This window comes from Shimia sp. CNT1-13L.2 (assembly GCF_024331145.1).
Lineage (GTDB): Bacteria > Pseudomonadota > Alphaproteobacteria > Rhodobacterales > Rhodobacteraceae > Shimia.
The window spans coordinates 357,327-369,927 of sequence record NZ_JANDJO010000001.1 but is presented as its reverse complement, the minus strand read 5'-3'; the positions used below and the strand labels follow the sequence as shown (position 1 = coordinate 369,927).

General features: G+C 62.8%; 14 protein-coding genes. 9 read left to right on the top strand and 5 right to left on the bottom strand.

Going from position 1 to position 12,601, the window contains the following annotated elements:
* The first annotated feature begins 1 nt into the window (after position 1).
* From NNA36_RS01875 to NNA36_RS01860, 4 genes are read left to right on the top strand one after another with little or no spacing between them, the layout of a single operon-like run.
* Positions 2-463, top strand: coding sequence for a RidA family protein (locus NNA36_RS01875; protein WP_255103695.1), 462 nt, complete (start codon positions 2-4; stop codon positions 461-463).
* Complete coding sequence (locus tag NNA36_RS01870) at positions 460-1,227, top strand: glycerophosphodiester phosphodiesterase family protein (RefSeq protein ID WP_255103693.1); 768 nt, start codon at positions 460-462, stop codon at positions 1,225-1,227. The genes NNA36_RS01875 and NNA36_RS01870 overlap by 4 nt, the downstream gene beginning before the upstream one ends.
* A gap of 48 nt (positions 1,228-1,275) precedes the next feature.
* Positions 1,276-2,454: a GNAT family N-acetyltransferase gene (locus NNA36_RS01865; RefSeq protein WP_255103691.1), complete on the top strand. Its 1,179-nt coding sequence runs from the start codon at positions 1,276-1,278 to the stop codon at positions 2,452-2,454.
* On the top strand, positions 2,451-2,741 hold the full coding sequence (locus tag NNA36_RS01860; RefSeq protein WP_255103689.1) for a 4a-hydroxytetrahydrobiopterin dehydratase: 291 nt from the start codon (positions 2,451-2,453) through the stop codon (positions 2,739-2,741). The genes NNA36_RS01865 and NNA36_RS01860 overlap by 4 nt, the downstream gene beginning before the upstream one ends.
* A 58-nt stretch (positions 2,742-2,799) precedes the next feature.
* Here the strand turns inward: NNA36_RS01860 and NNA36_RS01855 are convergent, their stop codons facing one another.
* On the bottom strand, positions 2,800-3,288 hold the full coding sequence (locus tag NNA36_RS01855; RefSeq protein ID WP_255103688.1) for a peroxiredoxin: 489 nt from the start codon (positions 3,286-3,288) through the stop codon (positions 2,800-2,802).
* An 86-nt stretch (positions 3,289-3,374) separates the two neighbouring features.
* Here NNA36_RS01855 and NNA36_RS01850 point away from each other — a divergent pair, with 86 nt between their 5' ends.
* The 4 genes from NNA36_RS01850 to NNA36_RS01835 all read left to right on the top strand — a co-directional run bounded on the left by NNA36_RS01850 (position 3,375) and on the right by NNA36_RS01835 (position 6,891).
* On the top strand, positions 3,375-4,583 hold the full coding sequence (locus tag NNA36_RS01850) for an NAD(P)/FAD-dependent oxidoreductase (protein WP_255103686.1): 1,209 nt from the start codon (positions 3,375-3,377) through the stop codon (positions 4,581-4,583).
* Positions 4,580-5,149 (top strand): 16S rRNA (guanine(966)-N(2))-methyltransferase RsmD, encoded by a 570-nt coding sequence (gene rsmD, locus NNA36_RS01845; protein ID WP_255103684.1) that lies wholly within the window; start codon positions 4,580-4,582, stop codon positions 5,147-5,149. Before NNA36_RS01850 ends, rsmD begins: the two co-directional genes overlap by 4 nt.
* Positions 5,150-5,236: 87 nt before the next feature.
* Positions 5,237-5,887 (top strand): HAD family phosphatase, encoded by a 651-nt coding sequence (locus NNA36_RS01840; protein ID WP_255103683.1) that lies wholly within the window; start codon positions 5,237-5,239, stop codon positions 5,885-5,887.
* A 143-nt stretch (positions 5,888-6,030) separates the two neighbouring features.
* A complete protein-coding gene (locus NNA36_RS01835) occupies positions 6,031-6,891 on the top strand; it encodes a DUF2189 domain-containing protein (RefSeq protein ID WP_255103682.1) in 861 nt (286 codons plus the stop codon).
* Between the two features lie 40 nt (positions 6,892-6,931).
* Here NNA36_RS01835 and NNA36_RS01830 read toward each other — a convergent pair whose 3' ends face one another.
* The 3 genes from NNA36_RS01830 to map form a co-directional block, all read right to left on the bottom strand.
* Entirely contained in the window at positions 6,932-7,981 is a 1,050-nt protein-coding gene (locus tag NNA36_RS01830; protein WP_255103681.1) for a TRAP transporter substrate-binding protein, read from the bottom strand.
* A gap of 208 nt (positions 7,982-8,189) precedes the next feature.
* Complete coding sequence (locus tag NNA36_RS01825; protein WP_255103680.1) at positions 8,190-9,767, bottom strand: calcium-binding protein; 1,578 nt, start codon at positions 9,765-9,767, stop codon at positions 8,190-8,192.
* A 106-nt stretch (positions 9,768-9,873) separates the two neighbouring features.
* A complete protein-coding gene (gene map / locus NNA36_RS01820) occupies positions 9,874-10,680 on the bottom strand; it encodes a type I methionyl aminopeptidase (protein WP_255103679.1) in 807 nt (268 codons plus the stop codon).
* 187 nt (positions 10,681-10,867) lie between these two features.
* Between map and NNA36_RS01815 the strand changes: the two genes are divergently transcribed.
* Positions 10,868-11,881, top strand: a complete 1,014-nt coding sequence (locus NNA36_RS01815) for a D-cysteine desulfhydrase family protein (RefSeq protein WP_255103678.1) — start codon at positions 10,868-10,870, stop codon at positions 11,879-11,881.
* On the opposite strand, the gene sfsA is transcribed toward NNA36_RS01815, so the two are convergent.
* Positions 11,878-12,591 (bottom strand): DNA/RNA nuclease SfsA, encoded by a 714-nt coding sequence (gene sfsA, locus NNA36_RS01810; protein WP_255103677.1) that lies wholly within the window; start codon positions 12,589-12,591, stop codon positions 11,878-11,880. The two genes, NNA36_RS01815 and sfsA, sit on opposite strands and share 4 nt — an antisense overlap.
* Between the last annotated feature and the right edge of the window lie 10 nt (positions 12,592-12,601).

The window sequence follows — 12,601 nt, the reverse complement described above, 5'->3', positions numbered from 1 at the left end:
AATGAGCGCATTCGAAGCAAAACTCGCAGAACTGGGTGTGACCCTGTCCGAAGCCCCGGCCCCGGCGGCCAACTATGTGCCTTTCGTGCAGGTGGGGGACCTCGTGCATGTATCCGGCCAGATCTCGATGGATGCCGACGGCATGATCAAGGGCAAGCTGGGCGACGACATGGATGTCGAGGCCGGTGCCGCGGCGGCGCGGACCTGCGCGATCAGCCTGCTGAGCCAGGTGAAGGCGGCCTGTGGTGGCGATCTCGACCGTCTGGTGCGGGTTGTGAAGCTGGTTGGTTTCGTGAACTCGACCGCTGATTTCGGGGACCAGCCGAAGGTGATCAACGGCGCGTCGGATTTCATGGTCGAGGCGCTGGGCGACGCTGGTCGTCACGCCCGTTCCGCCGTGTCGGCGGCGTCGCTGCCCTTTGGTGTGGCGGTTGAGATCGAAGGCATCTTCCAGATCAAATGACCAAATTGGACCCGGCCTTTTTGACGGTGCCGCTAGCGCATCGTGCCCTGCATGATGTGGCGGACGGACGCCCCGAGAACAGCCGCGCGGCGATCCGCGCGGCGATGGCTGCCGGGTACGGCATCGAGATCGACCTGCAACTTTCGGCGGACGGACGGGCGATGGTCTTTCACGACTATCAGCTTGAGCGCCTGACCGGCGAGAGTGGAGCCGTACGGCAGCGTACGGCAGATCAGTTGGGCGAGATCGGGCTGACAGGTGGGGATGAGGGCATTCCGACCTTTGCCGAAGTTCTCGAGATCGTTGACGGGCAGGTGCCTTTACTGGTCGAGTTGAAGGATCAGGACGGCATTCTTGGCCCCAACATCGGCGCGCTGGAGCAGGCGACCGCAGAAGACGCGGCGGGCTATGGCGGGCCGATTGCCTTTATGTCGTTCAATCCCCATAGCGTGGCCGAGATGGCGCGGCTGTTGCCGCAGGTGCCGCGCGGGATCGTGACCGATGGCTATGGCGCGGAGGACTGGCCGCTGGTTCCGGCAGCGCGGCGGGATGCCTTGCGCGAGATACCGGATTATGACCGCGTCGGGGCCTGTTTCATCAGCCATCAGGCGAGTGACCTTGGCCGCGCGCGGGTGACGGAGCTGAAGGCCGGGGGCGCGCATGTGCTGTGCTGGACCATCCGGTCACCCGAGGCCGAGGCAGAGGCCCGAAAGGTTGCCGAGAACGTGACCTTTGAACAGTACCTGGCGCCATTCCCCGCTTGATCCTTTTTCGCCCGGGGCCAAATATGGGAGGGCGAACAGGAGAATGGCATGGACGGCGCACGCATCGAAATCGAACTGCATGGTTCGCTGGACAGCATCGGGGCGGAGGACTGGGGCGCCTGCGCAGGCGCGGGCGACGGCCGGCCGGAAGATCCCTTTACCACCTACCGGTTTCTGAAGGCCGTTGAAGACAGTGGGTCGGTCGGCCCCGGCACCGGATGGCAGCCGCGATACCTGACGGCGAAGGCGGATGGCGAGATCATTGCCTGTGCGCCGATGTACGCGAAATCGCACAGCCAGGGCGAATATGTGTTCGATCACAACTGGGCGCATGCCTATGAGCGGGCCGGCGGGCGGTACTATCCGAAATTGCAGATCGCGGTGCCGTTTACGCCGGTGACGGGGCGGCGGTTGCTGGTGCGGGCGGGATACGAGACGCTTGGCATGTCGGCCCTTGTGCAGGGGGCGGTGCAGGTGGCCGCCGAGAACCAGCTGTCGTCGATGCACATGACCTTTTGCAGCGAGGACGAGGCGATTGCCGGACGCGAAATGGGGCTGCTACATCGCACGGGGCAGCAGTTTCACTGGGTCAATGACGGTTATGGGAGCTTTGATGCCTTTCTGGCGACACTGTCGTCGCGCAAGCGCAAGAACATCCGCAAGGAACGCGAGAAGGCGCAGGGCTTTGGCGGGGAGATCCTGTGCCTGACCGGTGATCAGATCCGGCCCGAACACTGGGACGCCATGTGGATGTTCTATCAGGACACCGGAGCGCGGAAATGGGGTACGCCCTATCTGACGCGGGCCTTTTTCGACATCGCCCACGAGGTGCTGCGCGATGACATCCTGCTGGTGCTTGCGATGCGCGAGGGACGGGCGATTGCCGGGGCGATGAACATGATCGGGCGCGATGCGCTTTATGGCCGGTATTGGGGCTGTATCGAGGATCATGCCTGCCTGCACTTTGAACTGTGCTATTATCAGGCGATCGACTGGGCCATTGCACAGGGGCTGGCGCGGGTCGAGGCCGGGGCGCAGGGCGAACACAAGCTGGCGCGGGGATACCTTCCGGTCGAGACCCATTCGCTGCACTGGATTGCCGATGACGGGTTTTCCGATGCGGTGGCACGCTACCTTGTGGCGGAACGCGAGGCCGTGGCCGAGGAGATCGAGGTGATGACGGCCTGGGGGCCGTTTCGCAAGGAGACACGGGAGGACCACGAATGACCGAGAAGCTTAGTATGGCGGCACGGGATGCGGTGCTGGGCCCGCTGTTGGAGGCGGGATGGGAGATGGACCCGGCCCGCGACGCGATCCGCAAGAGTTACGTGTTTCACAGTTTCATCGACGCGATGGGCTGGATGACGCGGGCGGCGATCTGGGCCGAGAAATGGAACCATCATCCGGAGTGGTTCAATGTCTATAACCGCGTTGACGTGGTGCTGACCACGCATGACGTGGACGGCCTGAGCGCCCTTGACGTGAAGCTGGCGAGGAAGCTGGATACGCTCTGAAAGCGTTGTTGCACGGGGGATGGCCCGGAGATCCCTTGGACCTCCGGACGCAGTGATATCAGAGGTTTTCCAGCAGGGTGTTGCCAGCGGTCAGGTTGCAGGTGCCGGCCTCTTCTTCTTCGGAAATCCAAGTGACGGTGCCGTCTTCGACGATGGCGGCGAAGCGGCGGGCGCGGTTGGTAAAGCCGATGGCCGGAACCGAGAAATCCAGGCCCATGGCCACGGTCAGGTCGCCGCTGGGATCGGCCAGCATGGAGATGCCTGCGTCTGCTGCGCCGGAGGATTGGCCCCAGGCATCCATGACCCATGCGTCGTTGACCGAGAGGCAGACGATCTCGTCCACGCCCTTGGCGCGGATGGCATCGGCGTTCTGCATGAAGGACGGCAGGTGGGCCGAGGAACAGGTTGGGGTGAAGGCGCCGGGGACGCCGAAAAGCGCGACTTTGCGGCCCTTGGTCAGGTCTTCGACCGAGACGGGTTCGGGGCCTGCATCGCCCACACGCATCAGTTGGCCCTCGGGCAGGCGTTCACCAGCAGAAATCGTCATTACATGTCCTTTGTTCGTTTGCGTTTTCCTTCCTCGTAGATATAGGCTCGCCAGCACAAAAGGAAACACTGACTCAGGGAGAGGGCATGACCCACGTAGTTGTGATCGGAGCGGGGCAGGCAGGCTCTTCGCTTGTGGCGAAGCTGCGCAATGGAGGGTTCACCGGACAGGTGACTTTGATCGGCGAGGAATCGGTGCCGCCCTATCAGCGCCCGCCGCTGTCGAAGAAGTATCTTTTGGGCGAAATGGAGCTGGAGCGGCTGTTCCTGCGGCCCGAGGCCTTCTATTCGGAAAATGACATCGACATGCACCTGAACGAGACGGTGGAGTCGATTGATGCCGCGGCCAAGACCCTGCGTGCGGGTGGCAAGGACATTGCCTATGACGAGTTGGTTCTGACCACCGGATCGGTGCCGCGCCGTTTGCCGGCGGCAATTGGTGGCGCGCTTGAGGGGGTGCATGTGGTGCGCGACCTCAAGGACGTGGACGCGATGGCGCCCGAGTTCACCGAAGGCAAGCGCGTGCTTATCGTGGGCGGCGGCTATATCGGCCTCGAGGCTGCGGCGGTTGCGGCCTTGCGGGGGCTTCAGGTGACGCTGGTCGAGATGGCGGAGCGTATCCTGCAACGTGTCGCGGCGCCCGAGACCTCGGATTATTTCCGGTCCCTGCACGAAGGGCATGGCGTGAAGATCATCGAAGGCGTTGGCCTTGATCATCTGACCGGCGAGGGCCGTGTCAGTGGTGCCAAGCTGACCGACGGAAGCGAACTGGACCTTGATTTCGTGATCGTGGGTGTCGGGATCACCCCGGCGAGTGCGCTTGCGGAAGCGGCCGGTGTCGAGATCGACAACGGTATCAAGACCGATGAACAGGGCCGGACCTCGGTGCCGAACATCTGGGCGGCGGGCGACTGTGCCTCGTTCCCCTACAAGGGCAACCGTATCCGTCTGGAGAGCGTGCCGAACGCGATTGATCAGGCGGAAGTGGTGGCGGAGAACATCATGGGGGCGGGCAAGGACTATGTCGCCAAGCCGTGGTTCTGGTCGGATCAGTATGATGTGAAGCTTCAGATTGCGGGTCTGAACACCGGCTATGACAGTGTCGTCACCCGCGCAGGCGAAGGCAATTCGGTGTCGTTCTGGTACTATAAGGGCGAGGAGTTGCTGGCGGTAGACGCGATGAACGCACCGCGCGATTACATGATCGGCAAGCGCCTGATCGAAGGTGGCAAATCGCCGGCACCGGCGATGATTGCCGATCCCGAAACCGACATGAAAGCCCTGATGAAACTGTGAGGATCATCGCGGGAGACTTTCGCGGCGTTGCCCTTGCCAGTGTTGGCAAGGGCGATGTAGGCGCGCATCTGCGGCCCACGACCGATCGGGTGCGCGAGAGCCTTTTCAACGTGTTGATGGGCGGCAAGTTCGGCGATCCGATCAGCGGCGCGCGTGTGCTTGACCTGTTTGCGGGGACGGGAGCGCTTGGCCTTGAGGCCCTGTCGCGCGGGGCCGAGACGGTGTGTTTCGTGGATGACGGGCGCAAGGCGCAGAGCCTGATCCGCGAGAACATCCGCATCACGCGCTCCAAGGCCGCAACCAAGACGGTTGCACGGGACGCGACACGGCTGCCGGCGAATGACGGGGCGGCCTATGACCTGATCTTTCTGGACCCGCCTTATGGCAAGGGCATGGGGGACAAGGCGCTGGCTGCGGCGATGGCGGGGGGCTGGATTGCCGAGGGTGCTCTGATCGTCTGGGAAGAAAGCGCGCCGCAGGTGGCGCCGGAGGGGTTCGACCTGCTGGACCAGCGCAAGTATGGCGACACCCATGTGACCTTTCTCGAGGTGCATGTTTCAGAGTGACATCTGAAAGGCGTGGTTTCGCCGACATGCCATTTGCCGACCGGAGAAGCAGTGCCTAGGGTCTGCGCAGGCAGGCAAGGAGGCGACATGCGACCCGATCTCGTGATTTTTGATTGTGATGGCGTGCTGGTTGACAGCGAGCCGGTCACGAACCGAGCGATCTCGGAGAACCTTGCGGGCTATGGGCTGCACCTGACGGTCGAGGAGTGCATGGCGCAGTTTGTCGGCGGCACGCTGAGCGGGGTGCGGGACAAGGCGCGGCGGATGGGGGCGGACCTGCCCGAAGACTGGGTAGCGGAAATCCACGAGGCAACCTATGCGGCGCTGCGCAGGGGGGTATCGCTGATCGCCGGGGTGCGGGATCTGATTGACGCGCTGGAGGCGGCGGGCGTGGCCTATTGCGTGGCATCGAACGGGAGCCGCGAGAAGATGCGGATCACGCTTGGCCAGACCGGACTTTGGGACCGTTTCGAGGCCGCCATGTTTTCGGCGCGGGAGCTGGGCGTGGCCAAGCCGGAGCCGGGGTTGTTCCTCGCGGCGGCCAAGGTGCATGGCGTGGACCCGGCGGCCTGTGTTGTGATCGAGGATAGCGCCAGTGGTGCGAAGGCGGCCGCGCGGGCGGGGATGCGCTGTATCGGCTATGTGCCCGAGGGCGCGGGGGTTGCCCTGCGGGGACAGGGTGCCGAGGTTGTCACGCGAATGCAGGAGGTGGCGGCGCTCTTGGGGGTGGACGGATAGGGACGGCATTCGGCGATTTGCCGGGGTTTGTGCTATAGTGGACAGATCATGGCAGGCCGCCAACAGGGTTGGCCCTGCGGATCAAGGGGATCGGCCCTGCTTTGGAACGGTTTGGCCTGCCTTCAGAAATGGAGGAGGTTGGAATGGTTCAGACAATTGGAAATCCGGCAAGCTGGGGAGCGAAGGCGGTGCATGATGGCGCGCGCGCCCTTGGCGATGCGGCGCAGCATATGCGCAGCGACATGGATGTGCACCCGAGGGTGCATTCGATCGGGGTGGAGGATCTGTGGAAGGCGCTGTTGCTGGGGGTGCGGGATTTTTCCCGCTTTCGCAGTGACGTGATTGCGCTGGTGGTGATCTACCCGATGATCGGGGTTTTGTTGACCGCGATGGCTTTTGAGCGGGCGATGGTGCCGTTCCTGTTCCCGATGGCCTCTGGCTTTGCCCTGATCGGGCCGGTGGCGGCGGTGGGGCTTTATGCCATGAGCGCGCTGCACGAGGATGGTCAGGAGGCAAGCTGGGCGGATGCGCTGGCGATGCTGCGGGTGCGGGCAATCGGGCCGGTGCTGGTGCTGGGCCTCTACCTGTTTGCGATGTTCTTTCTTTGGATGGCTGCGGCCTCTTGGGTTTACAACGTGACGCTTGGGCCGGCGATGCCGCAAAGTGTGGCGGGGTTCATGCGGGATGTGTTCACCACGTCTGACGGCTGGACAATGATCTGGATGGGCTGCGGGATTGGTGCGGTCTTTGCCTTTGTGGTGCTGATTACCGCGCTTACCAGTTTCCCGATGCTTCTGGACCGTCCTGTCGGGCTGCCGACGGCGGTTGTGACATCCCTGCGGGTGGCGTCCAAGAACCCGCTGCCGGTGGTGGTCTGGGGGATGATTGTGGCCGGAATGCTGGTGCTTGGCGCGATGCCTGCGTTTCTCGGCATGATCTTTGTCCTGCCGATCCTTGGCCATGCGACATGGCACCTGTACCGGATGGCGGTGAGTTTTGACTAGGCCATGAAAAAGGCCGCCCCGAGAGGCGGCCTATTCCGGATCAGTTGGTGGCGGCCCTGTCGCTTCGGGTTTCGGCGACGGCGGCGCGGGCGTCTTCGATCAGCTGGGCACCATCAAGGCCTTTGCGGGTGATGTCGGCGATCCAGTCGGCGATCACCTCGTCGCCGAGGGTGGTGATGCGCGCGGTTTCGGCTTGGCTTAAGGTGGCGATCTCGTTGCCGTCGGCCTGCATCAGGCCCTTGCCGTCGACGTCACCGGTATCATGGGCGCGACCAGCCCAGGCCGAGGCAAACATGCCGGAGTTGGCGTCGATCACCGCCTTGAGATCATCCGGCAGGCTCTGGTACTTGGCCTTGTTCATCGCCCAGATGAAATAGAGATTGTAGAGGGATTTGTCGCCCGCCACGTCGGTGTGGCTGTCGGTCAGCTCGTTCAGCTTGAGCGAGGGTGACATTTCCCAGGTGATCACGCCGCCATCAACCACGCCCTTGGAGAGGGCTTCGGGGAAGGCGGGCACGGGCATGCCGATCGGGGTGGCGCCGAGTTTCTTCAACAAGAGCGTCGCCGGGCGCGAGGGGCCGCGCAGCTTGAGGCCCTTGAAGTCTTCGACCGCCGCGATGCTCTGGCCTTTTTTGTGAACGATGCCGGGGCCGTGCATATGCGCGGCGATGACGTGGACATCGCGGAAATCATCCATCAGGTGTTTCTGGGTAAAGACCCATGCGGCCCTGGAGGCGTCTTCTGCCGACTTGGTGACCATGAAGGGCATTTCCATTGCTTCGGCTTCGGGGAAGCGGCCCGGCTGGTAGCCCGGGATCACCCAGCCGCCATCAATCGCGCCGTCGCGGATCAGGTCGTACTGGCTCGGGGCTTTGCCGCCCAGTTGCATGAAGGGATAGATTTCGACCTTGATGCGGCCATTGCTTTCGCGTTCGACCTTTTCGGCCCAGGGTTCGATGAAGTATTTCGGGTTCGCCGATTTGGGCGAGACGAAATGCTGGAACCGCAGGGTGACCTCCTGCGCGAAACTTTGGGTTGCGGTCAGCCCGAGAAGGGCGGCGAGGGCTGCGGATTTGAACGTAGAGATCACGCGGGCCTCCTATGCTGGGATTTCACCAACCGGCCACATGGTGCGGCGCGGCATGAGCAGAGATAGGGCGAAAGACCGGTAGTTGCAAATGGTTCGCAATGCCGCATCCGAGTGGAAAATGTGTAAGGGTTTGAGTTGTTTGGCGAATAGCTGACGCAGGGGAAATTTTGGGAAATTTCCCCTTAAAAGTGTGCGTCCAGATTTTGGTTCAAGCAAACAGAAAGTGGTCTTCACCCAGTTCGGCCAGGGCCACGCCGCGCAATTCGATGAAAATCGAGGAGACCTCGAAATCGCCGGATTGCCAGGAGATGAGGGTGTCACCATCCGAGGCCTCGGACAGGGTGAGGCCGGCAAAGGTGAGGGATTTGATCTCGGAGAAATCCAGCCTGTCCTGCAAGGGGTCGAAGTCCATCACGATGTCATTGACCGAACCGCCGCCGACGAAATTGTGGTCGAGGTCATAATACAGCTGGGGATCGGATTCCTTGTAGATCAGCGTATCGGCCCCACCGCCAAGCCAGATGAAGTTGGTGCCGCTGTCGCCGAACACCTGGTTGTCATCATCGTTGCCGAAGATCAACTCGTGCTTTTCGCCGCCGACGCCAAGGCGATCCCGGCGGTCATCGCCGATATCGTCATTTTCGGCGTCGAGGATCTGGAATTCGATGGCCGACCAGTAGCCGCCGTCAAAGACCAGTTGTTCGATGGACGAGCGACCATTGAGCAGGAACTGATCCTTGACGGTGATGGTCGATGTTCCCTCGCCGATGGAGATGATCATGTCGTTGCCCGCGCGATCAAAGCCGACGGCGGCGTAGGCTTCGGAGGAACTGCCGGATGAGGCGCCGTAAAGGCCGACGAGGTCGATGATGTCGAGGTCGTTGTAGAGTGGTTTTCTTTGGCCAATGTCACGGATCACGTCGTGGTCGGTGGCGTCCGGTGCGTTGACGCGGAACTGGTAGATGTCGCCGTTGCTGCCGCCCTTGAGCGTGTCGTTGCCTGCGCCGCCAACCATCATGTCGCGACCCGAACCGCCAAACAGCCTGTCATGGCCGTCTTGCCCAAGGAGCCAGTCTGCGCCAGTGCCGCCGCGCCCCAGGTCGTTGCCCTTGCCCAGATCGACCCAATCGTTGCCAGCGCCGGATTTCACGGTGTCATTGTGATCGCCGGAATAGACGCGATCATTGTCGGCGCGGGTTTCGATCCGGTCGCGTCCTGCGCCAGAGAAGACGGTGTCGTTTCCTGCTCCGGACATGATGCGGTCGGCCCCGCCGTTTGAGAACAGGATGTCGTTACCGGCGCCGCTTTTGATGGGGTCGCGCGCGCCGTCGCCGGCAATCAGGGCGTTCTCGGGGCCGGAAAAGAGGTTGGACGTGGAGAGGACAAAGGTGAAATCACCGGCTTGCAGGGTTTCAACCGTGCCATCGCCGAAGTGATCGATGATGTCGATGGTAAGGGCGCCGTAGCCGGGTTTGCGAAAGCGGCCGGGTTTGCCCGGAATTTCGATATGCAGGTCGTCGCCCTGACGTTCGGCACTGCCCCAGGCGGAATAGCCAAGCGAGGCAGAGGCATAGAAGAAGCGGGCCTGCGTGATGCTGTCGGTTGCGGTGTCGGTGGCGTTGTCGTCGATGGTGACGGCGTGCAGGCCGCCGCTTTGGTACATCTGGTATTCATCGCCGCCGTTGCCGCCGGAGAGAAAATCCACGCCGCCGCGGGATTGCAGGATGTCCGCGTCATCCGTTCCGATCAGCGTGTCGCTGCCGGAGGTTCCGGTAAAAGTTGCCATCGAAATACACCTTATACATGCTGTTTTTAGCATGTATCGGGAAGGCGATTCCGTAAAGGGCCGCGTCGTCGCAGCGCGGTTTCAGCCGTTTCTTGCCGTTGCCGGCCTAGCCCCAGGTCGGGTGGAACTTGTCCGCAGGCGACAGGGTGAAGATTTCGACACCGTTTGCCGTCACGCCGACCGAGTGTTCGAACTGGGCCGAGAGGGACTTGTCGCGGGTGACGGCGGTCCAGTCATCGGCGAGGACCTTGGTCTCGGGGCGGCCGAGGTTCACCATGGGTTCGATGGTGAAGAACATGCCTTCTTCGAGAACCGCGCCAGTGCCGGGGCGGCCGTAGTGCAGGACGTTGGGCGGGGCGTGGAAGACCTGGCCCAGACCGTGACCGCAGAAATCGCGGACAACCGACATGCGGTGGCCTTCGACATAGGCTTGGATGGCGTGGCCGATGTCCCCGAAGGTGTTGCCCGGTTTCACCGCCTCGATGCCCTTCATCAGGCTGTCGTGGGTGACCTGGATCAGGCGCTCGGCCTTGCGGTTCAGTTTGCCCGCGACATACATGCGTGAGGTGTCGCCGAACCAGCCATCCACGATGACGGTCACGTCGATGTTGAGGATATCGCCATCCTTGAGCTTCTTGTCGCCGGGGATGCCGTGGCAGACCACGTGGTTGACCGAGATGCAGGAGGCGTGCTGGTAGCCGCGATAGCCGATGGTGGCCGAGGTGGCGCCGGCATCGTTGACCTTCTGTTCGATGAGGCGGTCGATTTCACCGGTGCTCTGGCCCGGGAAAACGTGTTCGGCGATTTCGTCAAGAATGCGTGCGGCCAGTGCGCCGGCCTTGTGCATGCCTGCGAAATCCGCGTCCTGATAAATCCTGATCCCGTCACGGGTCTGGCGGCCCTTACCGATCATAAGCCTCTTGCTCCATCGCAAATTCTTTCCCGTTACTTATGACGGATTGGCGACAGATGCCAGAGGGCTTGGGCGCGCGCGTGTTGCCACGTCGCCGTTGTTGGTGTTGGGTGAGAGGGCGCGGGCATGGATAGGCGTATGCGCCTGCCGCGTGGTGAATGCCGGTGGTTTTCCTGGGAGGTGTGACATGCATTCAGAAACCTATCCGCGTGCGACATTGGTGAGCGGGGAGACCCCTCTGACGCACCTGCCGTCATTGTCCGAGGACCTGGGCATCGACCTGTTCATCAAGCGCGATGACGTGGCCGGATCACCGCTTGGGGGCAACAAGGCGCGGCAGCTGGAGTTCTATCTTGGAGCGGCGCGGGCGCAGGGGGCGGATACCATCCTGATCACCGGTGCGGTGCAGTCGAATTTCGTGCGTACGGCGGCCTATGCGGCGGCGTCATTGGGGATGAAATCGGTTGTGCAGTTGGAAGAGCGGGTGCCGGAGCGGGACGGGATCTATCACACGTCTGGCAATGTCCTGTTGTTGCGGATGCTGGGCGCGGAGATCATGCACTATCCGGAGGGCGAAGACGAGGCGGGGGCGGATGCGGCGCTCAGGGCGCGGGCCGAGGCACTGCGGAGTGAGGGGCGGGTGCCCTATGTCATTCCGCTTGGGCTTGAAAACCCGCCGCTTGGGGCACTGGGCTATGTGCGGGCGGGGCGCGAGATCGTGGCGTCGGGTCAGGCGTTCGACGTGGTTGTCGTGGCCTCTGGCAGCGGGGCAACCCATACGGGTTTGCTTACCGGGTTGCGGGCGGCAGGCAGCACGGCGCGGGTGATCGGCAGTTGCGTGCGCCGCCCCAAGGCACAGCAGGAGGCGCGTATTCGGCGGGTGCTGGAGCTGTTGTCGGAGTTGACGGAGGACACGCGGGCGGTTGCGGCAGAAGACGTGCAGATCTGGGACGGGGCGCTGGCACCGGGGTATGGGCAGGTTGGAGAGGCCGCCTCAGAGGCGATGGCGATGATGGCGGGGCGTGAGGGGATTCTCCTTGATCCCGTCTATACCGCCAAATCTTTTGCCGCGATCCCGGCGCTGTGCCGTGCCGGTGAAATCGCAAAAGGGGCGCGGGTGCTGTTCGTGCATACCGGTGGCCTGGCGGCGCTGTTTGGCTACCAGTCCGATCTTGAAGGCGGCCTGCCTGTGCTTGGCTAGGCTGCGTCGGCTTCGAAGGGCAGGCGGGACCCGATGGTGATCTCCTGCGGGGTGATCTTGCAGTCGTAGGCCAGAACCTCGACGCCGGCCTTGCGGGCGGCGGCGAAGGTCTGGGCATAGGTCGGGTCGATGTCCGCGGCCAGCGTGACCTTTTGTGCGTCCGTGCGTTGCACGAGATAGAGCATCATGGCGCGGTGACCTTCGGCGATCATCTCTTGCAGCTCGGCAAGGTGCTTGGCGCCACGGGCGGTGACGCTGTCGGGGAATTCGGCGAGGCCTGCCTTGCGCGAGAGGGTGACGCTTTTGACCTCGACATAGAGGTCGGGGCGGTCTTCGCCGGACAGGAGGAAATCAATGCGGCTGTTCTGGCCGTATTTCACCTCGGGGCGGATCATCGGGTAATCGGCGAGTTCGGGGATTTCATGCGCCAGAAGCGCGGCCTTGAGGGCGCGGTTGGGAACCGAGGTGTCGACGCCGGTGAAATGGCCGTTGTCATGTTCGACAAGACGCCAGCCGTATTTGAGTTTCTTCTTGGGATCGTCGTTCGGTTCCAGCCAGATGCGGCTGCCGGGTTCGGCCAGTCCCATCATCGAGCCGGGGTTGGCGCAATGGGCGGTGATCTCAGTGCCATCGGCGAGCGTGGCATCGGCAAGGAAACGCTTGTAGCGGCGGATCAGCACGGCGGGAACAAGAGGGGTTTGAAAGCGCATGATCACGGGC

What these genes read in the sequence shown, in the direction of transcription:
- sfsA (WP_255103677.1), bottom strand. Translation starts at nt 12,591, where the DNA reads ATGCGCTTTCAAACCCCTCTTGTTCCCGCCGTGCTGATCCGCCGCTAC.
- NNA36_RS01875 (WP_255103695.1), top strand. Translation starts at nt 2, where the DNA reads ATGAGCGCATTCGAAGCAAAACTCGCAGAACTGGGTGTGACCCTGTCC.
- NNA36_RS01815 (WP_255103678.1), top strand. Translation starts at nt 10,868, where the DNA reads ATGCATTCAGAAACCTATCCGCGTGCGACATTGGTGAGCGGGGAGACC.
- NNA36_RS01850 (WP_255103686.1), top strand. Translation starts at nt 3,375, where the DNA reads ATGACCCACGTAGTTGTGATCGGAGCGGGGCAGGCAGGCTCTTCGCTT.
- NNA36_RS01840 (WP_255103683.1), top strand. Translation starts at nt 5,237, where the DNA reads ATGCGACCCGATCTCGTGATTTTTGATTGTGATGGCGTGCTGGTTGAC.
- map (WP_255103679.1), bottom strand. Translation starts at nt 10,680, where the DNA reads ATGATCGGTAAGGGCCGCCAGACCCGTGACGGGATCAGGATTTATCAG.
- NNA36_RS01835 (WP_255103682.1), top strand. Translation starts at nt 6,031, where the DNA reads ATGGTTCAGACAATTGGAAATCCGGCAAGCTGGGGAGCGAAGGCGGTG.
- NNA36_RS01860 (WP_255103689.1), top strand. Translation starts at nt 2,451, where the DNA reads ATGACCGAGAAGCTTAGTATGGCGGCACGGGATGCGGTGCTGGGCCCG.
- NNA36_RS01870 (WP_255103693.1), top strand. Translation starts at nt 460, where the DNA reads ATGACCAAATTGGACCCGGCCTTTTTGACGGTGCCGCTAGCGCATCGT.
- NNA36_RS01865 (WP_255103691.1), top strand. Translation starts at nt 1,276, where the DNA reads ATGGACGGCGCACGCATCGAAATCGAACTGCATGGTTCGCTGGACAGC.
- NNA36_RS01825 (WP_255103680.1), bottom strand. Translation starts at nt 9,767, where the DNA reads ATGGCAACTTTTACCGGAACCTCCGGCAGCGACACGCTGATCGGAACG.
- NNA36_RS01855 (WP_255103688.1), bottom strand. Translation starts at nt 3,288, where the DNA reads ATGACGATTTCTGCTGGTGAACGCCTGCCCGAGGGCCAACTGATGCGT.